Origin of the sequence: Pseudidiomarina marina (assembly GCF_044807045.1) — a bacterium.
In the GTDB taxonomy this organism is placed as follows: Bacteria; Pseudomonadota; Gammaproteobacteria; order Enterobacterales; family Alteromonadaceae; genus Pseudidiomarina; species Pseudidiomarina marina.
This window is the reverse complement of the sequence record NZ_CP085233.1, coordinates 2,296,594-2,320,394: the sequence shown is the minus strand read 5'-3', so window position 1 is coordinate 2,320,394 and position 23,801 is coordinate 2,296,594. Positions and strand designations below refer to the sequence as shown.

Genomic DNA, 23,801 nt, shown 5'->3' with positions numbered 1-23,801 from the left:
TATATAAGAATAAAAGTTTTAGTACTAAATCTGAAGCTAAGATGAAGAAAAATTTATACTATTTTTCCGGAATGCTTTTATTGGCACTAGCTCAATGGTCTCTTTTACGAAATGTGCTAAGTTTTTATGGCGTAGAGGGTGCTGGACTATACTATTTGTATATTAGTATCTTGACGCCATTTTATGTGCTGTTAGGAGGTGGGTTTAGGTTTTATTCACAAAATCAAAATTCAGTCTTAGACGATATGATACGATTCAGATGGCTGAATATGTGTATCATCTTACTTTCCTCAGGTGTTTTAGCCTTAACCACAGACAGGATTACATTGTTTCTGCTTGCTTTTTCTCAAAAGTTTATCGATTTTAGCTTGGAAAGCTCACAAGGATTGAAAAATAAGACCTCAAGAGACACTGATACGACACTGATATCACTTGTTATTGTAAACCTAATATTGATTTCGAGTCAGTATTTTTCAGAAAACTTGAGGAATGCTAATTTGATTAATATTGAAATCGTTTTGCCGATTGTCATTATTGCCTTTGCATGGATGATGTTGCCAAAGGCGATGTTGCGAAAATTCACTTATACATACGATGTTAAAAAATTGCTGTCTGTTTTTAATAAATATACCTATGTTTATGCATCTATCGGAATCCCAGCACTTATTATCGCTTTAATAGCTCTAGTTCCTAGGTTAAGCATTGAGTTTTTGATCGACTCTTTTGCATTGGGTGTTTTTGGCACGTACATGTATCTATATATTATTGCTAAAATAATAAATCAGTCATTAATAGTTACGTTGATTTCTAAACAAATTGATGCTTATAAAATAATAAATATAGGGGTATTCAATGCCTTAACGTTAGGACTTATAGCTGTAGCTGTTTCTCTATTTTTTCATGAAGAAATAATATCTATAATATTCGGTGATAAGTTAGCTGAATTTAGTTACTTACTGCCAATATTTTTGGTTTTATTTATTATTGAGAGCATCAATTCGACACTTGAGTATTTAATTGTTTACATGCAATCTTCGGTTGATTTCTTAATATATAATTCGTACCTCCTTATAATGTCAGTATTGTTGTGTCCATCTTTGATTTATTTATTTGGTTTTGACGGCGCTATATATTATTTATTTTCGCTTGCCTCGATAAAGTTCTATATATATCTAAAATCATTTTTAACCTGCTACCAAAAGGCTAGGGCGCTTTGTGAAAATTCGAATTAACGAATTGTTGGTCTTGCTTTTATTCGCTAAGATTCTTGTGTTGATCGCTGTATGGATTGGTATGGGAGATTCAACTCAAATTGGTGATACTCAAGACTATATTTCCGGAAAATATATATATAGAAATGACTTACTTTCGACAGCCTATATTATGTCGGTTACTGGATACTTTTTTAATTCTATTACAGGATCAGCCCTAGTTTCAAATATACCTTTGCTTATAGTTAGTTATATTGCGGTAGTTTATTTCTTAAAAAAGGCGAGCATGCCATTTAAGTACAATGCAATAATCTTAACTTTACTATGTTTAAGCCCTAATTATTTATTGTGGACTTCATTGCATTCAAAAGAGGCTGTATTCAATACGGCTGCATTTTTTTATCTTGGGTTATTAGTTTCTACTCAGAACTCCACTGATATACGGAATAGTCTAAAAATTATAAAATCTGTGTTATTGCTCGCATGTTTATTGATTATGTGTTTTTTTAAAGTGGCCTATACCCCGATTCTATTATTTATACATTTTATGATTCTATATAAGAAATATTTTAAAAATAACATGATACTTATACTTATTATGTTATCTTTTTTTCTGTTTCTCATTTTAATCGCATTAAAAATGTATATCTCAGAACTTGATTCAATATTCTCCGTTATGCACTTGCATTTTTCCGGTGATGGTGACAATACGAGGCTAGACCATAAGTGGAATGGCTTAGCTGACATGTTAAGTGATCTGCCCATTGGGGTTGTAGTTAGTTTTTGGGGCCCGACAATTTCTGAGTTATCCGATAAATTTTATTCGCCTATATTCTTTATTGAAAGCTTTTTGTGGCTTTGTGCGCTAATTTACTTTTTATCGACCTCCTTTAATCGTTTCCCCAAGATAAGCCTTTGGCTGATTATTCTGTTTGCCATATCCATAGTTGGCTTTATTGTTGTTCATTATCCGTTTGGTTATTTTAATTCTGGCTCTGCTTTACGTTATAGACAAAACTTCGCCCCATTTCTTATTTCTCTAGTCGCTTATTTTGGCTATCAAAGTAAAAAGAAATAGCGATTTTATTCTTAATATTTTTTTTCTAAGGTTTATTTTAATTTGATTGTTTGACTAAGCGCCTAAAATTTTAATAGTTATCGTCAGTTTTAATTGATTATTATAAGTGCAGTACCGAGTTTGAAAAGACTGGATGTAATATTTATTTGGACTTATTTATGAATTTTTCAGGGTTATATTATATCAATGAAGATGGATTGGTTATATCGTTCAATCCGAAAATACAAAAGAATTTGGGGTTATCTCTTTGTTCAAAAGGAGAGTTTGTATTTAATAGATCGATAAAACAAAGGTTTTATTTGTTTTATCACAAGAACCGTGTGTACGTAACAAAAAGAATAAGGTCATTCTTAGATTTTAAACGTAATGAAATTTCTGTATCTTTGGATAGTTCATTATTTTATCAAAAGTTTGGGTTTATTTATCCTCCATATACACTGTATAATAATATTTTTCTGATGTCTCCGTTTGTTGGTTTTAGAATCATTGATGGAAAGGTTGATGTTTCAACACTGCCATTTGAAAGTCTGAAAAAGGATGACGACGATCCTCTAACATACTCTGGAATAAATTTAGATGCTCACATTAAAGGTTTGTTAGCTCGCTTTGTAGATAAATCTTTAACACAATCAAAAACCAGCCATTTATCAGTACTTTTTAGTGGAGGTATAGATTCGTCCGTTCTTTTAGCGCTAACTAAAGATAAGCGGCACTTCGATTGTGCTTATACTTGCAATATGCCGACGTTGCAATCTGAAATAGAAAAATCAAAATTAATGTGTGAATATGCGAAAGTCAATCAAGCAATTATCGACGTCCCCGCGGATCTGGAATGCGAAGCAGAAAGGTTTCTAGAATATAGTCTCGAGCCAATTCAAGATAACATTGCACCTGTATTAAGCTACGTCTATCGAGAGATTGGATCTCGAGCAGCCAAAAAAGATTTTAATTTAGATTCGTACTATTTGCTGGATGGGCAAGGTGCCGACTCACTCTTGTCTGGATTGCCACACGACAAGGTCTATCGCGCATATAAAATAATATCTCGAGTTCCTGGCTTGCGTTCGGTTTTAAAATTCCTCCCGCAAAGTTTCAAAAGAGAACGTTCTAGACTGTTATATAGAATCTTTAAAGCTTTATCAGCATTATCTGCGGAAAACGCTCAAAGTATGTTGGTTAATGCATTGATTGAGAATAAAGAAGTTAATCTGAAGTCAGATAATCGGGTTCTGTCATATATGAATCAAGAGCTCAATGAACTTTGTTGCGTTTATGATGATTTTCATATGGTAATTCGTTATTTCTTTATGTTTAGGGTTCTCCCAGCTAGAGAAATGCAAAAGTATGTCAACGTACCCTCGGGGATTAACATTCTTTTACCATTTTTAGATGACGAAGTGGTATCCGAGTTGTTTTTTACGCCCTCAAATAAATTAATTAGAAATGGAATTTTTAAGGCTCCAATGGTGCATATAGCGAAAAGCCATTGGCCAAGTTTTTTCTCTAAATCTAAAACATCACCGTTCGCTGTTTTTTACAAGGTAGGTAGTACTAATATAGTCGAGTATTCCTTAACTGGGTTGAAGCGATTAGTTGGAAACTCCGAGAGCAGTTAAATTTTAATTTTTCTCTTTTTATAATTTGTCGCAATTGTTTTCAATTTGTTCTCTGAATTTTTTCCTGATTATAGAATTTATTTTAATTTAAGGATGTATATTGAGAGTTTTGTTTGTAGTAAATGTAGATTGGTTTTTTATTTCTCACCGGTTACCGATAGCATTAAAACTTAAAGAACTTGGTTATGATGTTCATATTGCTTGCAAATTCACCGAACACAAAGAATGCCTTGAGGAGGTGGGTTTTGTTATTCACCCTATTGAGTTTTCTCGCTCGCGTTCCAATCCTTTAGATGAATTAAGAATTTTACTGTCTGTTCGTAGGCTTTTTAGAAATTTGAATCCAGATATTGTTCACGCAATAACGATTAAGCCAGTATTGTACAGTGGAATAGCTGCGAGATTTATCAAAAAAACTCCGAAGTTCGTTTTTGCGATATCCGGTTTAGGTTACGTCTTTGCATCTAAAACCGTTCGGGCTACAGCAACCAGGAAATTTATATCAGTATTCTATAAAATTGCGTTTAGTAAGAAGCAAAAGACAGTTATTTTTCAGAATTCCGTAGATGACGCAATATTGAGTGCTATCACTTCACTTGAGGATAATGAAAAAGTACTTATTAAAGGATCGGGTGCCGATTTAACTAGCTATAGCTACAGCCTAGAACCCAAGGGTAATGAAATTCGTGTAGTCATGGCTGCGCGGTTGTTAAAAGAAAAAGGCGTTTTTGAATTTATTGAAGCTTCCCGTCTTGTCGCTAATCAAACTTCAAGAGTGAAATTTATTCTTGCGGGCCCATTAGATCCTGATAATCCTCATGGAATTGATGGTAGTGACGTATCCGAGTGGGTTAACCAAGGAATTATCGATTACATAGGGCCACGCGACGACATTCCACAAGTTTTCGCGAACTCACATATTGTGGTTCTGCCGTCATATTACGGTGAAGGATTACCTAAAGTGCTTATTGAGGCGGCAGCATGTGGCAGGCCAATTGTAACGACAGATAATCCAGGCTGTCGTGATGCAATAATCGATGGAAAAACAGGGTTGTTGGTACCAATTCGTGATTCTGAAGCGTTGGCGCAAGCTATTACAAAGTTAGCGACCGATAGTGAGCTTCGACAAACAATGGGGCTAGAGGCAAGAAAGCTGGCTGAACAAGAGTTTGATGTCAATTCGGTGGTGGCTAAACACATAGAAATATACGACCGGTTAATGGCAGATAAACACGTAGACAACGGTTAAGGATGCATAATCTTAGTGTATAAAAAAGTCGTCGCTGTTACGGGTGCTACTGGGTTTGTTGGTGAACATGTCAGCAACCGTCTAATGACCGAAAATTATTCAGTTATTTCCATAGGTCGAAGAAAGCCAGTACTGACTTCTGACGTTAACAATGTTCATTTTGATTTGCATCAGCCGGCGATTGACAAAATGTCATTGCATGGGGTTGATACCTTTATTCATTGCGCAGCGCGCGCTCATGTTATGGATGAGGATCAGAATGAAGCTCGTGAGCTTTATTTAACAACAAATACAGAAGCGACCGTAAAGCTAGCCAACGAGGCTGCTGACGCTGGTGTGAAAAGATTTATTTATATCAGTTCAATAAAAGCCATCGGTGAGAAAACAAATAACGGAGAACCCTTACGATTTGATTCCGACTACAATTATGAAGATGCGTATGGAGAGTCCAAGGCTCTTGCGGAGAAAGCGTTGAAGGAAATAACCGAGAATACAAGTATGGAAGTCGTCATTATTCGTCCCCCGTTGGTTTATGGACCTGGAGTGAAAGCTAACTTTGCGGCAATGATGAAGCTAGCCAAACGAAACCTACCTTTGCCATTGGCTTCTGTGAAGAACAAAAGAAGCTTAGTAGCGATAGATAACCTTGTCGATTTAATTGTTACATGTATTGAACACCCTAAAGCCGCGAACCAGACTTTAATGGTTAGCGATGATCGCGATGTATCAACCCCTGAATTATTGTCGGCCATGACCCAAGCTCATGGTTTGCAACCTCGGTTGTGGCCATTTCCGGTGAATCTCCTGCAAATGGCCGCAACACTAGTGGGCAAGCGGAACCTAGCGGATAGGTTGTTCAGTTCACTTCAGGTCGATATTGAACACACCAAAAATATTCTTGGGTGGCGACCTAAGGTCACAATGGAAGAACAGTTGAAAAAATGCGTTGAAGAGGATGTCACGTGATTCGTTTGTTTGATTTTATTTTTGCCTTAGTTGGTCTGATTGTTGGTTTTCCGATATTGCTACTTTTGACCATTATTGGATTATTTGATACCGGTTCCCCCATTTTTCGACAAGAGCGTGTAGGCCGTAACGAACTTCCGTTCACTTTAGTAAAATTTAGAACTATGCGTGTAGATACCGTATCGGTTGCTAGTCATTTGGCGAGTGCTTCATCAATCACTCGATTTGGTCGTTTTTTACGCCGTACTAAACTTGACGAATTACCTCAACTTTGGAACGTACTTAAAGGTGAAATGAGCTTAGTGGGGCCGCGTCCGTGCTTGTTCAATCAAGAGGAACTCATTTCTGAGCGTCGAGCGCGCGGGGTGCTAAACGCCCGCCCCGGCATAACCGGTTTAGCACAAGTAAATGAAATTGATATGTCGACTCCGGTATTACTAGCAGAAACAGACGCAAAGATGCTCTCATCATTAACATTGAGCGATTATTTCAAGTACATCTTCATGACTGTTACCGGAAAAGGTAGTGGTGATCGAGTTACAAAGAGCTCAGCGAGTAGGGAAGAATGAAAGTATTAGTTACAGGTACAGCCGGTTTTATTGGACACTTCACGGCACTGCGCCTATTAGAAATGGGGTACGAAGTTATTGGTCTCGATAGCATTAATGATTATTACGATGTCGCGTTAAAATACGGCCGTTTAGCTGAAGCAGGATTCACTCGCTCTGATGTAAAGCCGGGGAATTTGATTCGGTCGTCACGTTTCGATAGTTATCATTTTATACAAGGTAAGCTTGAAGATCGTGAATTGTTAAACTCGCTATTTGAAACTGAGAAATTTGATGCCGTTTGTAACTTAGCCGCACAAGCGGGCGTGCGTTACTCCTTGCAAAATCCGCATGCCTATATTGACTCTAATGTTGTTGGTTTCATGAATATTTTAGAGGCTTGCCGATATAATGGCGTCAAAAACTTAAGTTACGCCTCAAGCTCATCGGTTTATGGCCTGAATGAAACCATGCCGTTCTCAACATCGCATAACGTTGACCACCCAGTCAGTTTGTACGCTGCAACCAAGAAGTCTAACGAGTTAATGGCGCATACATACGCGCACTTGTATGGCATTCAATGCACCGGCCTGCGATTCTTCACTGTATACGGCCCGTGGGGACGCCCTGATATGGCACCGTTCTTGTTTACCAAGGCTGCCTTTAATGGCGAAACCATCAAGGTGTTTAATCACGGTAAAATGAAGCGCGATTTTACGTACATCGATGACATTGTTGAAGGTGTGGTGCGAGTGATTGAAAACCCATGTACCACTGATTCATCATGGAGTGGTTCGCAACCGAATCCTTCAAGTTCATCTGCGCCCTATAAGATTTATAATATTGGAAACAGTGACACTGTTCAGTTATTAGATTTTATAAAAGCGGTGGAAGATGCTGCAGGTGTTGAGATCTCAAAAGAGTTCTTACCGATTCAACCGGGCGATGTTGTTGCAACATATGCTGACGTATCTGATTTGGCAGCAGATATGGACTACCGTCCATCGACACCTGTTACCGAGGGTATGAAGCGCACCGTCGCTTGGTATCGCGAATTTTATGGTGTTTAGTTGCTGAAATGAAAATATCCCGCAAACAAGCAATCTACATCGTCACTGTTCTGCTGGCATTACTGCTAGGCTTTGCCCTAGCCGTATGGCTGCATGACTCCGGTCAGGTGGATATCACTTCATTCACCGTCGCGGTGTTGTCGGGCGTGATTTCGTTGGTGGCGCTGTTTATTGCACTGCAAACCTATATCTCTATAGACAGCGTTAACAACATCACCAAAATGGAAGGTAACATTCTCGATAACGAGCACTATGTGACTTCCATGCCTGAATTTATCGAGACTTATCCGCAAACCACCGAAGCATCGTTGCGCAGCGCCATTATTAGCGAAATGCAAACCAAGCTGGCGCAGCAGTCGAATACCGGAGTGGATTTCGCCGATACCCTGCAATCCATGATCGATATCTTGGTGCTGTTTCCAGCAATGAATGCGAATAGTGATGAGGCCGCCAAGGCGAGTATCGCTACCATGATTACGGATATGAAAACCAAGGCCGCCGATTTCCAATCAATTAGCAAAGGCAATTCCATACAGATTCAACAGGCGGCGAAGCTGTTTGAAGCGGTTTGCGAGTACCAAGGGCTTATTGTTCACAATAAAACGGCCTCCACCGGCTTGTTGAAGGTTCGTGGGCCGGTGTTGCGTAACCCGGTGAGTGTGACGGTTTATTATAATTATCTTGGGCTACATTATCGCCGTTTAGCGGTAGGCTTGTTTGGTAATAAAGATGAGCTTGATGTGGCGTCGTTGAAAAAGGGCATTGCAGCGACACGTGCTTTGTCAGCTTATGAGATGGAGAAGCTGAAGCGCTATGTTGCGCTTGCTGATGAATCATTCGAGCGGGCATTGAGTCACTCACAAGATGACCCTATGTGGCGCGGTTATATTCTGTTTAACCAAGCGCGACTGTATTTTGCTCGGGCTGTGACTCTGGGCGAAAAGTACGACTTTGCATTGGACTACATGAAACGCGCTATTGATGCGCGCACAACATTGAATGAGCTGATTCGAGATGTGGTGAGCTCAGATTCTGAGTTGAGCATTTTGCAAAAGCATTATCTGTTTCAAGAAGAGTACGCCCGTCAATTGTATGTTAGCTACTGTTTAGCGGTTGGGCGCGATGCTTCGTATCGTGGGCAGAAGGTTACGCTTGGTGCTGATTACGAGGCGCTGGTTGCCGATAAGGTGGCTGTGCTGTGTGATGTTGACCGGAAGAAGCTGGCGGCTATGCGCGCTGAATAGGCTAGAGGTGGGGTGCAGTCCTTACTCCGCACCCTCATTGAAATGTGGGGCTCTTCGATAATTGACGTTATGCCACGTTAGATTCAAACTTTATCTTCAATGAAAAGGCACTGGCGCTAACCTAAATTTCGTTCAATTTATTTTTGATTAGTCGATATCGTTCATGTATAAACACCTACCAAACAGCTTATAAGTGTTTAATATATAAACATAAGATTTAATTTCGTGGTATTTGAAGTTGACAAACATTTATCGATTTAAGCCATCATAAAATAGGGAGTATAAAATGGAAGATAAGAAGTCTGGATGGAATCAAGATTCAGACCAAAGCAATTCAGATTCCCATGGCTCTGTTAGCTTATTGTGCTATTTGATATCGATAGGCATGCTCATTTATGCGTTCATACTTGGTTACCAAGAGCCTGGCTACTCTAATAAGATAGTTGGCGGAGATGCTTATAACTATCTCATTTATACTAACCGAGCCATTATATTTGCTTTAGCAGGGGTCGCCTTTGCGGCGATGGGACTTGGCTGCCAGGTTGCTAAAGTCTGTAACAAACTTTGATAAAGGTTGCATTGCTGATTTGGGCCCTCTGCAAATAATTCGTGAGTACCTAGGCTTGTTAGGATTTGCGCGTCCTTGTTACGGAATACCGCACCAGTGGGCATAGTATTGTTCCCCAGTGAATATCCCTCCATACTTCTCTCCTTCCCAACAGTTAAACCATATTATGAATCGGAAGCTTCTAGTAGCGACACTTGATGTCGCACGTTGAGCTAAATATGACATTTGGTAGGTGGTTTAATGTCCAATGCGGTGGCACCGTTAAGTTTCGTGTGTAATGCAATAAGCGTTTTGGTTTCACGGGAAAAGCTTTCATATACAGAGCAGTTAAACGTCGTGAAGAAAAGAGGGGCACCCCTTGAACCGAGCAAGAAATTTGACTCTTGATTACATCTTAAATTGACATCCTAAGTAATTATGATGTGTCATTGTTAGGTGGAGATGATTATGGCCAAGAAGCCTAAAAATATGTCTGATACGGAAGCTCAGTCAGCTTCTGTCGAACAAAAACCTAGAAGCATTTTTGATTTCAAAAATAATGACGATATCTTTTCTGCACTCAAAGAGTTGGAATTCGAAGACGTGCTTGGTCGAGTTCAAAACTACTTAAAAGAGCTCGTGGTTGAATACAGTATCAGTAATTACATAATTTTATTTTTATTTGATGAATATGACCCAATAGACAGTTTCCATGCCAATAAACTTTATGAAGTAGCAAGACATGCGCGAGACGATAAAGACATATTGTTAATAGTTCATTCGAGCGGCGGCAAAATCGAACCTGCGTATTTAATAAGTAAGACTTGTAAAAGTTTAAGCAAAGATAATTTCGTCGTGGCAGTTCCACGAAAGGCTAAGTCAGCGGCAACATTAATCACTCTTGGCGCAGATCAAATTCACATGGGCCTAATGAGTGAGCTGGGGCCAATAGACCCACAAATTAACGGCTATCCAGCATTGGGACTTTCAAATGCTCTCCTAAAGTTTGCTGAAATTTTGAGTGATTACCCACAAAGTTCTGAAATGTTTGCTCTGTACTTGACTAAAACACTAGATCTAAAGGACGTTGGCTATTTTGAGAGAGTCTCTGAATCCGCTGCGCAGTATGCCGAAAGACTACTGACTGGTAAGTTACTACCGAAAGACCAAGATGCGAAAAAATTAGCTAACCATTTTGTTAATCATTACAAAGATCATGGCTTTGTTATTGATATTGACGAATGTAACTCACTTTTAGGAGAGTCGATTATTCAGCGGGAGTCAAATGAATATAAGTTTGCGAATGAAGTTTTTCGTGTATACAACCATCTAGCAATATGGTTACGTGTTATGAAGAATAGTTACCTCTGGCACGTCGGTGGCATAGATGACAAAATCAATGTTTCTGAACGTAAGAAGTCTAATTAAAAAGTCTTCGTTTTGACGTTCATAATGTTGCTTTTTGCACCATCAAAGGGAGCTATTTGTCAATTAATCACAATGTAGGGGGAAGGTGACACCTCTTCGAAATCTTTCTCAAAATATCAGGAAAGCCGTCGGGCGTTATTTCTGCGATATCAATTTGATTTTTCACTTTATCAAAGAAGTATGCAGCTTTGCATTTCGGAGCCATTAGGTACAGTAGCCTGAGGCTACGCTCATAGCGTGTACGAACCTTGTTATCCATTACGTCATGCCCGCAATATTCAGTTCTGGAGTTAATTTTCTGAATATTTAGTTCAGAATCGTATGTACAAATGTAGTATGGGTAAGAGTTTTTAGTAGGTATGCATGTATAGTTGTGCTTAGAAACGGATTAGTAATATTCGAGAGGTAAAGTGAAGTTGTGGCGAACGAAGAAATGAATTTTGACTGGAGTGCCTCGCAACAAATCGAGGAACAAAACTTTCCGGCTGACACACTTAGACGATCTCAATATGCTGAATTATTGACTAAATATCTTTGTGAACGATCGCTACAACGAAGCTATGTGCTTAACATAAACTCGAAGTGGGGAAGCGGCAAAACCTACTTTATTAAACGTTGGGTACAAACGTTAGATGCTCATTTTGATGTGGTTTACGTTGATGCTTGGAAATACGACTATTCAGATGATCCACTGTTAACTGTCATTTCAGAGATTAAAAAGCAGGTTCCGCGGTTAAGTGACAAGCTAAGCCAATTGAAGATTATTGGGGCTATGGCTAAAGCGGGTTTGCCAAACCTCGTGAGTGGATTTGTCAAAAAATATATTGGTTTTGACGCTGAAAGCTTAGGGGAAAAAATTGAAGCGGATTTTCTTGCTTCGTCTACAGAAAAAGCAACGGAAGTACTATTACAAAGCTTCGAGCAACAAAGAGAAGCGATTTCTTCATTTAAAAATTACCTGCGTGAGCTGGAGCCAGAGAAAAACAAGGAAAAGCCATTCTTTATATTTATTGATGAGCTTGATAGATGTCGGCCAACCTATGCAATTGAATTATTGGAGACGGTAAAGCACCTTTTTGATGTGCCTGAATTTGTATTTGTTATCGCAACCGATACCGAACAATTAGCGCATTCTATTTGTGCGATATACGGACAGGGATTTGATGCTAGAACTTATTTGTCGCGTTTTTTTGATGATAGTTATAAGTTGCCGGACCGTGATATTCGACCATTTATTGAGTCGATTGGATTCCCTAAATTATTCGATGTGGCAAAAGATCTAGTAACCCCAATTTGTGAAAATGATAGTTTAATCGTAGCTGTTTGTGCATTATTTCGGCATTTCAATGTTTCGCTTCGGGAAATTGAAAAGACTGTCGCGCGATTCCAGCTTTTTATTTTGCAAGTTGAGCATAAACAAAAATCGTTTGATCCACTATTTACGATTTTAGCGCTGATTATGGGGAATTGTGATAAAACTCTTTTAGATAGTGTATTCAATGAAGGTAAAGTGTTCTACCGTTCGGGACTTCTCAATGGGTTGTCTAGAATTGAAGTGACAGTTTACGAGGAAAAGCAGAGAACGTGTACGACAAATTTGAAATCATTATTAACGGATAGACAGAAAGCATTAAACGGTGAAATTACTAGTCTCACAGTGATGCAAGAACTGCAGGCTTATGGAAGCAGAAGTGGCAAGTACCCTCCCAGAGATCATGATATTTACCGCAAGATTGCAATCGTCTATCAGCCACAGAATAGAGACCACCTTAGTGTGAGTGAGTATCAGGCGATATTAGAGAATGCGACTTTACTTGAATGAGTGAAGGTTTTTCTTTTCAAGAAAACGAGGGCTGATAACGCTCCTGATCTTAGGTTTAAGTGTTAGTTACAACAAATTAGGAAAGGACATGAAAATAGCCTCTACTGAGTATCAGTATGATATTTGCTGGCGATATTTCGAACTACATGCGAATCAGCGTCTAAAAACCTTCAATTTTTTTCTTGTTGTGCAAGGTGTACTTTTCGCACTCTTAGTAGAGCAACTAAAAGCTGATGCATGGTCTGCATCGCCTTATTTGTCAATATTGGGTTTTTCGATTTGTATCGTAGCCATGGTTTTTGGGGGATTGGATAATAGAACGAGAGAACTGATACATCATGCTGAGTCGAAGCTCATTGAAATTGAAAATGCAGTTTTATCGGAGCATGAGAAATCGGAGGGAGTATTTTATGCAAACATATTTTCAAGTGAGGACATTACCGCCAAAGTAGGGTGGCTAACTCAGGCACCGAAATATACTGCATGTTTTAGAGTTTTGTTTAGTGGGACTTTTTTGATAGGTTTTATTTTTGCTTTTATGTATTTTTTGTTGCGATAATTAACGATATTGATAGACAACCACTTTTGCAGTAATTGATTAGCGGGGCCATTGTCTAGACTCTTGGAGAAAGTGATGCCTTATGATTTAACCAAGCGACTAGTGGTCGGAATTTCATCGAGCGCACTTTTTAATTTAGATGAATCTGACCAGATATTCAGAACGCAAGGTGAAGAAAAATATCGCGAATATCAGCGTGAAAATCAGCACGTGACGTTGGGGAAAGGAGTCGCTTTTCCATTTGTAAGGCGTTTACTAAAATTAAATGAATTACAAATTGACGACCCACTTGTTGAAGTAGTGCTATTGTCGCGAAATGACCCTGATACGGGTTTAAGGGTTATGAACTCGATTGAGCATTATGGATTAGGGATTACTCGGGCTGTATTTTTGCAAGGCAAATCGCCCCACACCTATATTGAAGCGTTCGACATAGAGCTTTTTCTTTCTGCAAATAAACAAGATGTAGTGCAAGCGACAATGGCCGGCTATCCCGCAGGGCAAATATTACAAGGTGATGTAAAAGATATATTGGCTGATGATGAGCTTCGGATAGCTTTCGATTTCGATGGTGTTCTCGCAGACGATGAGGCAGAAACTGTCTTCAAAACGACGAATAAATTAGAAAAGTTTCACGCTCATGAAACTAAAAAATCTGAAATCACACATAATCCTGGACCACTTAAAAAATTTCTCGACAGGATCTCGGCAATCCAAGAAATTGAGGCTGCTCGTGAATCTTCCGATTCGACTTACAAAGCTCGACTAAAAGTTTCAATAGTTACAGCCAGAAACGCACCATCACATAAGCGTGTTATTAATACGATGCGGGAATGGGGTATTACAGTAAATGAGGCATTTTTTCTTGGTGGAGTTGAGAAAGCAAAGATTTTGAATATATTGAAACCGCATATTTTCTTTGATGATCAGTTAAGTCATTTAGAAGCGTCGGCATCAATTTTACCATCCGTACATATTCCTTTCGGCATTGCTAATAGCAAAATAGATTAGCCTCTCAATTGTAAGTATCATAGCATATACTCTTCAGTAGGCATTCGAAATGGAGGGTGGTACGATAAATCAACCAACCGAATTTCTGTGCGTTGCATTCGCCGATAATGTAGTAGCCACTCCGATGTTAGGTATTGTTCAAAGTAGCTGGTTTCGTATGTTGGTATGCCTATGTGGTAATGCCAAAGCGCGTAAAATTGTGCGAAGCTGTAAAGTTCTTCGAAGTTGTCGGTTTCCGGAGGTATTCGGGTTGAAGGAACATTTTTTCCGCATAATCCTGAGAAACCATAGCTTTGATAATGTTCAATGAAATCAAGAATTTTGTCTTGATCATCGGGTGGGAAATTACCGAATTGCTGAGCGAATAACTTACCAAGAGTTACTTTGTTATTTGACATCCTGTCATTTCCGTCGGCTAGTTTGAGTTCGCGAAGTCTAGAATTTTTTTACGCAACGTTTCGCGATTATCAGCCGGCGATAATTCTAGTACAGGCTCGTGAACTGTTCTTTGCAAACGTGCAAGATTAAGTACGTTAAATTGAGGGTGTTCACTTCTGATACCCTCAGCGATTGATTCAGCTTCGCCAGAGTCGTATCCTAATTGTTGAAGTAAGTTGTGCATTTGAATCGGTTGTGAACTACCTTTGGGATCCGTCCACTCCTCGAAGTTAGCATGAGTGTATTCGACTAAAGACCAAGGCGACATATGCGAGTACTCGCGCCAAACGATGTCAACAGTCTGAATAATCATATCTGTGGTTGTTAAATCACAATTTTCTCGAAGTTTGATTGAATGATTTTGGCGTTGCTCGAAGCAGTTGTCCCATTGCTCTTGAAGTTCAGGTATTGCGCAGCCATTCATTAAATCATAGGTTGTACTAAGCACGGGCCCATGGTTCATCGATACATATCGGTCAAACGTCAATGGTTGAGCATATTCGTTCAGCGCATATCGATCACTGATATAAAGAAGCTTCATTAGCTTCAAAATATTCAGTTCTCCGCCCGCAGCTGTGATTAGTCTACCTGCTAATTCGATAGTTCGCTTAATGTTCAATTGGCGCCTCGATGCTATTTAGTTAAAGGGTTCTGTTTCATTTATGGCTACAAATTATACACCATGCGCGTTTGTTTTTCACTAGAGGCGATGTCCTATGTAATCCCCCCATTTTAAGCAGCAGTTATTCGTAGAATTAATGAACCGCTTGCGTTAATTGTTTGGGCGGAATGCCTCCGATGGCCGTGTTAGGCCGTTCGTTGTTATAAAGCCAAAGCCACTGAGTGGCAAGTTCTTGTGCATGTTCTACGCTTTCAAACAGGTGTAAATCGAGCCATTCATGCCGTACTGTTCGATTAAATCGTTCAACATAGGCATTCTGAGTCGGTTTACCTGGTTGAATATAGAGCATCGTAATTTGATGTTTTTCAGCCCAGTTAATCAGCTCGCTTGACAAATATTCTGGGCCATTGTCGCAACGTATCGCCTCAGGTTTTCCCCGCCATTCAATCACTTGCTCTAAGGCGCGAATAACCCGGGCACTTGGCAGCGACAGATCGACTTCAATGGTTAACCCTTCGCGGTTGTAATCGTCGATGACGTTAAATGTTCGCAGTGAACGACCATCGACCACAAACTATCGGACATAAAGTCCATCGACCAGACTTGATTCATTGCGGTTGGCACGCTTAAAGCGTCCGGTTTGTCACGTCGCAGGCGACGCTTGGGTTTGATTCGTAAGTTCAGCTCTAGCTCGCGATAAATGCGATACACGCGTTTGTGGTTCCATGGAAACCCTTTCACGTTTCGCAAGTGCAAAAAGCACAAACCAAAACCCCAGCGCTTGTGCGCCGTGGTTAAGCGCAGCAACCAATCAGCAATCACAGCATTTTCATCGCTGAGTTTGCTTTGATAGTGGTAGCAGCTCGTACTAATGCCCATACAAACACAGGCAAAACGAACGCTAATACCATGACGTTGAATGGCAGCTTGCGCCATCTCCTTGCGCTGAGATGGCTTTACAACTTTCCCTCAAGGGCCTCCTTGCGGATCTCAGCCTTGAGTCGCTCTTCGGCATACATTTTCTTGAGACGCTTATTTTCGTCCTCAAGCTCTTTGAGACGCTTCATCATTGATGCGTCCATGCCACCAAACTTGGCGCGCCATTTATAAAATTGAGCTGAGCTCATACCGTGCTCACGGCAAAGCTCTGGAACGGGAACACCGCTCTCGTTTTGTTTCAGAATCGCTAAGATCTGACTGTCTGTGTATCGTGATTTGCGCATAGAAAACTCCTTCGTTTTAGTTTAACGGAATTTTCTACTTATAACTGCTCCGATTTTTCGGGGGGATTACATGACATTTGCTGGTTAAAGGTTTCAAGTTCCAATTTGTGTTGCTCCTAGATTGGTAGCTGGTTAAGTCATATTTAGTTCATAGTTTATGAATGTGGTTGTTTCAATGTGATTATGAGATTTGGTAGGTGTGTGTTGGGAATGGGTGCGACATATCGTGTCGCGTGGTTTGTGGTTTGGTGGAGGGGGGGCAGACCCGAGACCGGACCAGGCTCTGCACCCCTTTAAAATTGAATAAATTTTGTTCAGGTACTATCATTACAGGCCGCTTAAGAACCAAAGCCTGAAGGAGCGTATCCGTATGACGGACACCAAAGGAAACAACACATCAAACTATTCATTCGACCTAGCCCGAATGACTGAAGCTGTCGAAGGCAACGACAGCGATGATGTGGTTGTGTTGACGGGGCCAATGACGGTCGACGAAATACAAAAAACGTTAGAGCAGGCCTATTACGACTTGGTAGCTCAGGAAGGTTAAAGCAACTTAACCACAAGGATGATTGTCATGGAACGACAGCTATCAGTAAGTTTTCACTTCTTAAAAATCTACATGAATGCGAATTTGATCATGGCGAGTTAGCGGCGGTTATTCATAGTCCATTTTCACGATGGTTAGAGCTTTCTGATTCTAAGCGGATGAAAAGCAACCAAAAACGTCAAAAATACAATTTTCGGTCGAGGGCATTTAATGGTTTTGATTAAAGCCGGTTCAAACACTATTCTTAAAGTTAAATTGAAAATTTAAACCCAAGTAAGTCTACGACGAGTTTTTCTCACACATGATTAACGAAGCCATGCCCGTTGTCAATTGACAATGACTGATAAAGGAACTATCTTATGGCCAACCGAAGAAAACATGCATCCCAAGATATTGAAGCTGCAATTCGTTATGCAGAGGCAAGCAGATGATGAAAAATTATGAGTTCAGTTTGCGATTTGATGTTTCTGCGTGTCAGTTGAGTCGAGATGAAATTGATGATCGGCTATACGAGGCAGGCTGTGATGATGCATTGGTTCGTCATAGTCGTGTAGGAGAGATACTGATTGAATTTAGTCGTGAGGAGCATTCAGCACTTAATGCATTGGCTTCTGCGAAACAGCAAATTCTGACCGCACTCCCACAAGCACGAATTTTGGAAGCAAAGCCTGACTATGTGGGACCAACGGATATAGCTAAATTTTACGATGTTTCTCGACAACGTATTCAAACTATCATTCATGAAAGACAACTGGGCGTTCATGCGGTTACCTGTGTTGGTAATACCCAGATTTTCAGGCTTGCGACGGTGATTGAGGCGCTTGAGCAAGTCGGGACTGTTATTGAAGATGATGCGATTCGTGAAGCGGCATTCGCGGCTTTGCAATTGAATCGTGAGAATGATCATTACGGCGCTTCGCGCCACCCGGCGTAGAACGCCGGGCTACGTTGGGCCGGGCTACACTTCCTTCGCGCCCCAGTGCGGGAAGTGTTTCCGCACGTAGGTGTTGAGGTTTTTCTCGAATTCGCTGACTTCGCCGGGGGCGGCGGTTTGATCGGTTAGCGGCTGATGCACCATGCCGGCGCCAACGGTGGCGTTGGTGAGTTTGTCGATGAGTATGAAAGCGCCGGTGCTGCGGTTGATGCGATACTTGTCGAAAACTACGCGCTCGTGCACATTCACATCCACTAAGCCAATTTCATTAAGCACTAAGGTTTCGGCGTCGGCTTCTTCTAAGGTGTTCACATCCACGCGATAACGTACGTTTTCCACCACACAGGTAGTCAACTTGCTACCCATCTTCAAGTAATATTCTTTATACGGCACGAGGCCGTCTTCATTTAACCACACCATTTTTGCACGCAGCCGGCTGGACATATGCGGCATGGCGTTCTTCTCAACAATCATATCCCCACGACTAATATCAATTTCGTCATTCAGGGTCAGCGTGACTGCTTGCGGTGCTTGCGCTTGGCTGATTTCACCGTCGAAGGTGTAAATACTTTTGATGGTGGAGATTTTGCCCGATGGCAACACGCGAATGGTATCGCCTGTTTTAACGATGCCTGAGGCAATGGTGCCCGCGTAACCTCGAAAGTTGGGTGTTTCAGCGGTGTTTACTCGGTTCACGTACTGCACCGAGAAGCGGAAATCGCTGTGATCGCCGTCGCGATTAATCTCAAGTGTTTCGAGATATTCCATTAGTGTGCGGCCGCGGAACCACGGCGTGTTGGCGCTTTTGTGCACCACGTTATCGCCTTCGAGTGCGCTAATCGGCACGAAATGGATATCGGGAATATCGAGCTGACCAGCAAGCTTCAAATAATCGTCTTGAATGGCTTTGTAACGGGCTTGGTCGTAGTTGATTAAATCAATTTTGTTTATGGCCACAATGGCGTGCTTAATGCCGAGCAAGCTGACGATATAACTGTGGCGCTTGGTCTGGGTTTGTACGCCTTTGCTGGCATCAATCAAGATAATAGCGAGCTCGCTGGTGCTGGCGCCGGTTGCCATGTTGCGGGTGTACTGCTCATGGCCCGGCGTGTCGGCAATGATGAACTTGCGCTTGTCGGTACTAAAATACCGATACGCCACGTCAATGGTGATGCCTTGCTCGCGCTCTGACTGTAGGCCATCGACGAGGTTTGCTAAATCGAGCTGCTGGGTTTTATTGTTGGTGATGGCAGCGAGCTGATCTTCGTAGATTTTTTTACTGTCGTGCAGCAAACGGCCGATGAGGGTACTTTTGCCGTCATCCACGCTGCCACACGTAATAAACCGCAGCAGCTCTTTTTGCTCATGCTGCTTGAGGTAGGTGAGGATATCTGGCGCTTGTGTTTTGGCTGCTTGCATCAGAAATACCCTTCCATTTTCTTCTTTTCCATGGAGCTGTTGGCGTCATTATCAATCACGCGGCCTTGGCGCTCCGAGGTGGTGCTGAGCAACATCTCTTCGATAATTTCCGGCAAGGTGGCGGCGGTGGATTCAATGGCGCCGGTCAATGGATAGCAACCGAGGGTGCGAAAGCGCACAGTTTTGAGTTCTGGCGTTTCGTTTTTTTCGAGCGGCATACGTTCGTCATCGACCATGATCAAGGTGCCACTGCGTTTCACAACCGGGCGCGGCTTAGCAAAATACAGCTGAGGAATTTCGATATTTTCGAGGTAGATGTACTGCCAGATGTCCAGCTCCGTCCAATTGCTCAGCGGGAACACGCGAATGCTCTCTTGCGGATGCACTTTGCCGTTGTAGATGTTCCAGAGCTCCGGGCGTTGATTCTTTGGGTCCCAGCGATGGTTTTTGTCGCGAAAACTATAAATGCGCTCTTTCGCCCGCGATTTTTCTTCATCACGTCGGGCACCGCCAAACGCGGCATCAAACTGGTATTTGGTGAGAGCTTGTTTGAGCGCTTGGGTTTTCATCACGTCGGTGTGTATGGCGCTGCCGTGGCTGAACGGGCCGATGCCTTGACTAATGCCGTCGGGGTTCGTGTGCGTGATGAGTTCAAAGCCGTGCTTCGCTGCCATGCGGTCACGAAATTCAATCATTTCTTTGAATTTCCAGGTGGTGTCAACATGTAGCAGCGGGAATGGAATTTTGCCTGGTGCAAAGGCTTTGCGCGCAATGTGCAGCAGCACCGAGCTGTCTTTGCCCACCGAGTACAACATCACCGGATTGCGCAGTTCAGCCACCACCTCACGCATCACGTGAATGGCTTCGGCTTCGAGTTGTTGTAGGTGGGTGATTTGGTTCATGCGCTTGAGTTTATCTTATGTGGCATTGTTGTGGAAGTGGGCTACCCCGATGTTTGGGTTATGTTGTAGTATCGGGCTATGAGGTAACAAAAGGACGTTACGAATGACTACAAATATTGTCTGGCATGAGGCCTCGGTTTCGGCTGCGGAACGCGCGGCGCTAAAAGGCCACAAACCATGCGTGCTTTGGTATACCGGCTTGTCGGGCTCGGGCAAGAGCACCATTGCCAACGCGGTGGATAGAAAGCTGTTTGAGCGCGGTTGCCACAGTTATGTGCTGGACGGCGACAATGTGCGCTACGGCCTGAACAAAGATTTGGGCTTTGATGATGCCTCGCGCGTTGAGAATATTCGTCGCATTACCGAAGTCGCAAACTTAATGACCGATGCCGGGCTAATTGTCGGCACCGCATTTATTTCGCCGTTTGTGACGGACCGGGCGCAGGCTCGCTCGTTGGCTTCTGCTGACTTTATTGAAGTGTTTGTCGATACGCCGCTAGAGGTGTGTGAGCAGCGCGACCCGAAAGGGCTATATAAGAAAGCTCGCGCGGGCGAGATTCCGCATTTTACTGGCATTAGTTCGCCGTATGAACCGCCGGCGGCGCCGGAAGTGCATCTGCGCACAGCTTCGCTGAGCGTAGAAGAGGCGGCGGAGCAGGTGGTGCAGGCGCTGGTGGCACGTGGGGTGCTGAATGTACGTTGATGTATTTAATGGCGATGCCGATGGTATTTTCTCTTTAATTCAGCTGCGTAAAGTGTTTCCGGTTGCTGCAGATTCGCAGATGTTGATTAGCGGCGTGAAGCGCGACAATGCGTTGCTGGCGCGGGTGAGCGATGATCAGGCTCGCGACGCCGTGGTGCATGCTTTGGATATTTCTTTTGATAAAAATACCGACGACTTGCGACGGATTCTGTCGCAGGGGGCTTCAGTGTTTTATTGCGATCATCATCAAGCGCGCACGCTGTTTGAGCACGAGCGTTTGCAATGCTTGATTGATTTTGCGCCGACTGTTTGTACTGGGCTGCTGATGAATTCTTATTTAGAGGGGCGTCAGCGGTTGTGGGCGGTGGCGGCGGCGTTTGGTGATAGTTTGAATCATGTTGCCGAGGCTGAATGTGCCGCATTAGGGTTGTCTGCTGCTGAGGTTTCTGCATTACGCGAACTGGGCGTGTTGGCGAATTACAACGGCTACGGCGCCTCGGTGGACGACTTGCATTATGCGCCGGAAGATTTGTTTCGGGCGTTGATGATTTACGATTCGCCGTTGGCCGCCGTGGCTGACTCGGCGGCTGATGCACCGTTTGCGGTGTTGCGTCGTGGCTTTGCTGAAGATATGGCGTTGGCTGCAGCAGCTGATGTGGTGGCTTGTGATGATGTGGTGCGTGCGGTGATGCTGCCTGCTGAAGCGTGGGCGCGCCGCATTAGTGGCACCTTGGGGAATGATTTGGCGCATGCTAATCCATCGCAAGCGATTGTGATTGCGACGCCGAACGCCGATGGCGCCACGCTGACCGTGAGCTTAAGGGCACCGAAGGTTCGGCTTGAGGGCGCTGGGGATATCTGTGCGCGGTTTGATGGTGGCGGGCGCGCTGGCGCTGGTGGGGTAAATGCGTTGCCGGTTGATGCGCTGGAAGAGTTTGTTGGCGCTGTCCGTGGGTATTACGGTGGCGGCGAGGATAACGGCGCTTCGCGCCACCCGGCGTGAAACGCCGGGCTACAGAAACGAGTCGATGGGGAGTAGTGAGAAGAAGCGGATGGCGAGGCGGTTAAACCAGGTGGTGCCGGGCTCGGTAGTGTGGCGCTTGGTGATGTTACCGTTGGCGTCGCGCTCAAGCCATATGAGATCGCCGGTATCCGACAGAATGACTTCGAAAGATTGTACTGGTGTATCTCGCTCGAATGCTTCGGCCATTCGGCTTCCCAGCTCATCGCTGTGTACGACTAAACCGAGTTCGGTGTTGAGATTTATCGAACGTGGGTCAAAGTTGAATGACCCGACAAATACCCGCTGCCTATCGATAATAAAGGTTTTCGCATGCAGGCTACTGGCGGATGAACTGGAAAAGGTCGGGTCTTCGTCATCTTCAGTAGATGGCCCTGTAATGGCGGCGGGGCGCAATTCAAATAATCGGATACCGGCTTTTAGCAATCGTTTACGCCACTTCGCGTAGCCCGAATGCACAATGGCAACGTCATTGGTTGCAAAGGCGTTGGTGAGCACGCTCATTTGTACGCCTGTATTAATTATATTCTGCAGTGATTCTACGCCGGCTTTGGTGGGAATAAAGTACGGTGAGATAATCAATACTTCTTCTTCTGGTACGCCAAGCACTTCTTTCAATTTGTAGGTAATACGCTGCTCTTCTTCAATGATTCCGAGTACTTTATTGGGCGCATCGCTGACCAAAATAGCGTTGGCCCAGGTCATTTCATGCGTATTGAAAAAGTCTTCGAGGTCGTGTGGTGGTTGATACTTCGCAGGGTCGAAGCTGGTTTGGCTGAAGGCTTGTGCTGAGCTGGCTGTATTGGGTTCGAGTAACTCAAGCGGATAACTGGCGTTGCTATTCCAATAGGTATCAAAGTCGTTGGAAATGGCGCTAACAATTTCACCGATGACTAAAAGGTCGAGATCTGAAAATAAAATATCGCTTTCGCCGCGCAGAAAATAATCATCTCCCACATTGCGACCACCGACAATCGAGGCTTGGTTATCTGCTGTGAGCGATTTATTGTGCATGCGTCGATTGGCTCGTTCAAAATCGGTGATAAAGCCCCAGACAATTGCTCCCCGTGGCATAAAAGGGTTCACTAACCGAACGTGAATGTTCGGATGAGCGTTTAACTGATGCAACAATGCGCTGATTGCGTTGGCATGAAAATCATCAAGCAGTAGGCGTATGCGCACACCGCGGTTTGCTGCGCGTTGCAACGCTTCAGTCATCATCTGACCCGACGTATCATCGCGCCAAATATAGTATTGAATGTCGATGCTTTGCTCGGCATGTTCAATAAGCATTAATCGCGCATCGAGCGCCGCTTTTGCTTCGCTGAGAAGAACAACACCTGCGTTCGTTTGCGTATCTTGGCTATGTTGGGCGATGACGGTACCCAGTTCGGTGTTGCTTGTGTCACTGGCGGGAACGGCATAGCTGGCGTTGCGCTCTGCGAGATCCGGCAGGCTGGCACAGCCTTGCAGGTTGATTAGCAACAGGCTTGTGAGCGTTACGAGAATGTGACGAATGCGGTTCATAGCTATGCTCGGTTAGCATGGATGTATTAACGGTAGCGCATGGTGTTGGGTTTTAGCAATGGTGGGGGACTGCACCCTTCTTGACAAGTGGGCGCGGGCGGCATAATTTTCAA

At 43.0% G+C, this 23,801-nt stretch carries 22 protein-coding genes and 1 pseudogene; 17 read left to right on the top strand and 6 right to left on the bottom strand.

Annotated features, from left to right (window positions below):
- Positions 1-41 precede the first annotated feature (41 nt).
- The 13 genes from LG272_RS11030 to LG272_RS10970 all read left to right on the top strand — a co-directional run bounded on the left by LG272_RS11030 (position 42) and on the right by LG272_RS10970 (position 14,349).
- Positions 42-1,232 (top strand): hypothetical protein, encoded by a 1,191-nt coding sequence (locus LG272_RS11030; RefSeq protein WP_404408573.1) that lies wholly within the window; start codon positions 42-44, stop codon positions 1,230-1,232.
- Positions 1,216-2,289: a hypothetical protein gene (locus LG272_RS11025; protein WP_404408571.1), complete on the top strand. Its 1,074-nt coding sequence runs from the start codon at positions 1,216-1,218 to the stop codon at positions 2,287-2,289. The genes LG272_RS11030 and LG272_RS11025 overlap by 17 nt, the downstream gene beginning before the upstream one ends.
- Positions 2,290-2,447: 158 nt before the next feature.
- Entirely contained in the window at positions 2,448-3,905 is a 1,458-nt protein-coding gene (locus LG272_RS11020) for an asparagine synthase-related protein (protein ID WP_404408569.1), read from the top strand.
- A 100-nt stretch (positions 3,906-4,005) separates the two neighbouring features.
- Positions 4,006-5,154, top strand: coding sequence for a glycosyltransferase family 4 protein (locus LG272_RS11015; RefSeq protein ID WP_404408567.1), 1,149 nt, complete (start codon positions 4,006-4,008; stop codon positions 5,152-5,154).
- 15 nt (positions 5,155-5,169) lie between these two features.
- Entirely contained in the window at positions 5,170-6,120 is a 951-nt protein-coding gene (locus tag LG272_RS11010) for a UDP-glucose 4-epimerase family protein (RefSeq protein WP_404408565.1), read from the top strand.
- Positions 6,117-6,689 carry a sugar transferase gene (locus tag LG272_RS11005; RefSeq protein WP_404408563.1) on the top strand — a complete coding sequence of 191 codons (573 nt, stop codon included), beginning with the start codon at positions 6,117-6,119 and terminating at the stop codon, positions 6,687-6,689. Before LG272_RS11010 ends, LG272_RS11005 begins: the two co-directional genes overlap by 4 nt.
- Positions 6,686-7,738: an NAD-dependent epimerase gene (locus LG272_RS11000; RefSeq protein WP_404408561.1), complete on the top strand. Its 1,053-nt coding sequence runs from the start codon at positions 6,686-6,688 to the stop codon at positions 7,736-7,738. Before LG272_RS11005 ends, LG272_RS11000 begins: the two co-directional genes overlap by 4 nt.
- 8 nt (positions 7,739-7,746) lie before the next feature.
- Positions 7,747-8,982 carry a hypothetical protein gene (locus LG272_RS10995; protein ID WP_404408559.1) on the top strand — a complete coding sequence of 412 codons (1,236 nt, stop codon included), beginning with the start codon at positions 7,747-7,749 and terminating at the stop codon, positions 8,980-8,982.
- Between the two features lie 286 nt (positions 8,983-9,268).
- Complete coding sequence (locus tag LG272_RS10990; RefSeq protein ID WP_404408557.1) at positions 9,269-9,550, top strand: hypothetical protein; 282 nt, start codon at positions 9,269-9,271, stop codon at positions 9,548-9,550.
- A 447-nt stretch (positions 9,551-9,997) separates the two neighbouring features.
- Positions 9,998-10,957 (top strand): ATP-dependent Clp protease proteolytic subunit, encoded by a 960-nt coding sequence (locus tag LG272_RS10985; RefSeq protein WP_404408555.1) that lies wholly within the window; start codon positions 9,998-10,000, stop codon positions 10,955-10,957.
- A gap of 418 nt (positions 10,958-11,375) precedes the next feature.
- Positions 11,376-12,779 (top strand): P-loop NTPase fold protein, encoded by a 1,404-nt coding sequence (locus LG272_RS10980; RefSeq protein ID WP_404408553.1) that lies wholly within the window; start codon positions 11,376-11,378, stop codon positions 12,777-12,779.
- A gap of 88 nt (positions 12,780-12,867) precedes the next feature.
- Positions 12,868-13,338 (top strand): hypothetical protein, encoded by a 471-nt coding sequence (locus tag LG272_RS10975; protein WP_404408551.1) that lies wholly within the window; start codon positions 12,868-12,870, stop codon positions 13,336-13,338.
- A gap of 75 nt (positions 13,339-13,413) precedes the next feature.
- Positions 13,414-14,349 (top strand): 5'-nucleotidase, encoded by a 936-nt coding sequence (locus LG272_RS10970; protein ID WP_404408549.1) that lies wholly within the window; start codon positions 13,414-13,416, stop codon positions 14,347-14,349.
- 17 nt (positions 14,350-14,366) lie between these two features.
- Here LG272_RS10970 and LG272_RS10965 read toward each other — a convergent pair whose 3' ends face one another.
- The 3 genes and pseudogenes from LG272_RS10965 to LG272_RS10955 all read right to left on the bottom strand — a co-directional run bounded on the left by LG272_RS10965 (position 14,367) and on the right by LG272_RS10955 (position 16,632).
- On the bottom strand, positions 14,367-14,747 hold the full coding sequence (locus tag LG272_RS10965; protein ID WP_404408547.1) for a hypothetical protein: 381 nt from the start codon (positions 14,745-14,747) through the stop codon (positions 14,367-14,369).
- A 17-nt stretch (positions 14,748-14,764) separates the two neighbouring features.
- A complete protein-coding gene (locus LG272_RS10960; protein WP_404408545.1) occupies positions 14,765-15,328 on the bottom strand; it encodes a Panacea domain-containing protein in 564 nt (187 codons plus the stop codon).
- Between the two features lie 214 nt (positions 15,329-15,542).
- Positions 15,543-16,632, bottom strand: a pseudogene (locus LG272_RS10955) (IS3 family transposase).
- A 370-nt stretch (positions 16,633-17,002) separates the two neighbouring features.
- Here LG272_RS10955 and LG272_RS10950 point away from each other — a divergent pair.
- The gene (locus tag LG272_RS10950; RefSeq protein ID WP_404408543.1) at positions 17,003-17,182 is read left to right on the top strand and encodes a hypothetical protein; all 180 of its coding nucleotides are present in this window, start codon (positions 17,003-17,005) and stop codon (positions 17,180-17,182) included.
- Between the two features lie 427 nt (positions 17,183-17,609).
- Positions 17,610-18,116 (top strand): hypothetical protein, encoded by a 507-nt coding sequence (locus LG272_RS10945; protein WP_404408541.1) that lies wholly within the window; start codon positions 17,610-17,612, stop codon positions 18,114-18,116.
- Positions 18,117-18,140: 24 nt separating this feature from the next.
- Here LG272_RS10945 and cysN read toward each other — a convergent pair whose 3' ends face one another.
- Positions 18,141-19,535: a sulfate adenylyltransferase subunit CysN gene (cysN, locus tag LG272_RS10940; protein WP_404408539.1), complete on the bottom strand. Its 1,395-nt coding sequence runs from the start codon at positions 19,533-19,535 to the stop codon at positions 18,141-18,143.
- On the bottom strand, positions 19,535-20,437 hold the full coding sequence (gene cysD / locus LG272_RS10935) for a sulfate adenylyltransferase subunit CysD (protein WP_404408537.1): 903 nt from the start codon (positions 20,435-20,437) through the stop codon (positions 19,535-19,537). Before cysD ends, cysN begins: the two co-directional genes overlap by 1 nt.
- Before the next feature lie 103 nt (positions 20,438-20,540).
- Between cysD and cysC the strand changes: the two genes are divergently transcribed.
- Together cysC and LG272_RS10925 are read left to right on the top strand one after the other, a co-directional pair.
- A complete protein-coding gene (gene cysC, locus LG272_RS10930) occupies positions 20,541-21,140 on the top strand; it encodes an adenylyl-sulfate kinase (RefSeq protein WP_404408535.1) in 600 nt (199 codons plus the stop codon).
- Complete coding sequence (locus LG272_RS10925; protein WP_404408533.1) at positions 21,130-22,143, top strand: DHH family phosphoesterase; 1,014 nt, start codon at positions 21,130-21,132, stop codon at positions 22,141-22,143. Before cysC ends, LG272_RS10925 begins: the two co-directional genes overlap by 11 nt.
- Before the next feature lie 9 nt (positions 22,144-22,152).
- Here the strand turns inward: LG272_RS10925 and LG272_RS10920 are convergent, their stop codons facing one another.
- Positions 22,153-23,688, bottom strand: coding sequence for a phospholipase D family protein (locus LG272_RS10920; RefSeq protein ID WP_404408531.1), 1,536 nt, complete (start codon positions 23,686-23,688; stop codon positions 22,153-22,155).
- Between the last annotated feature and the right edge of the window lie 113 nt (positions 23,689-23,801).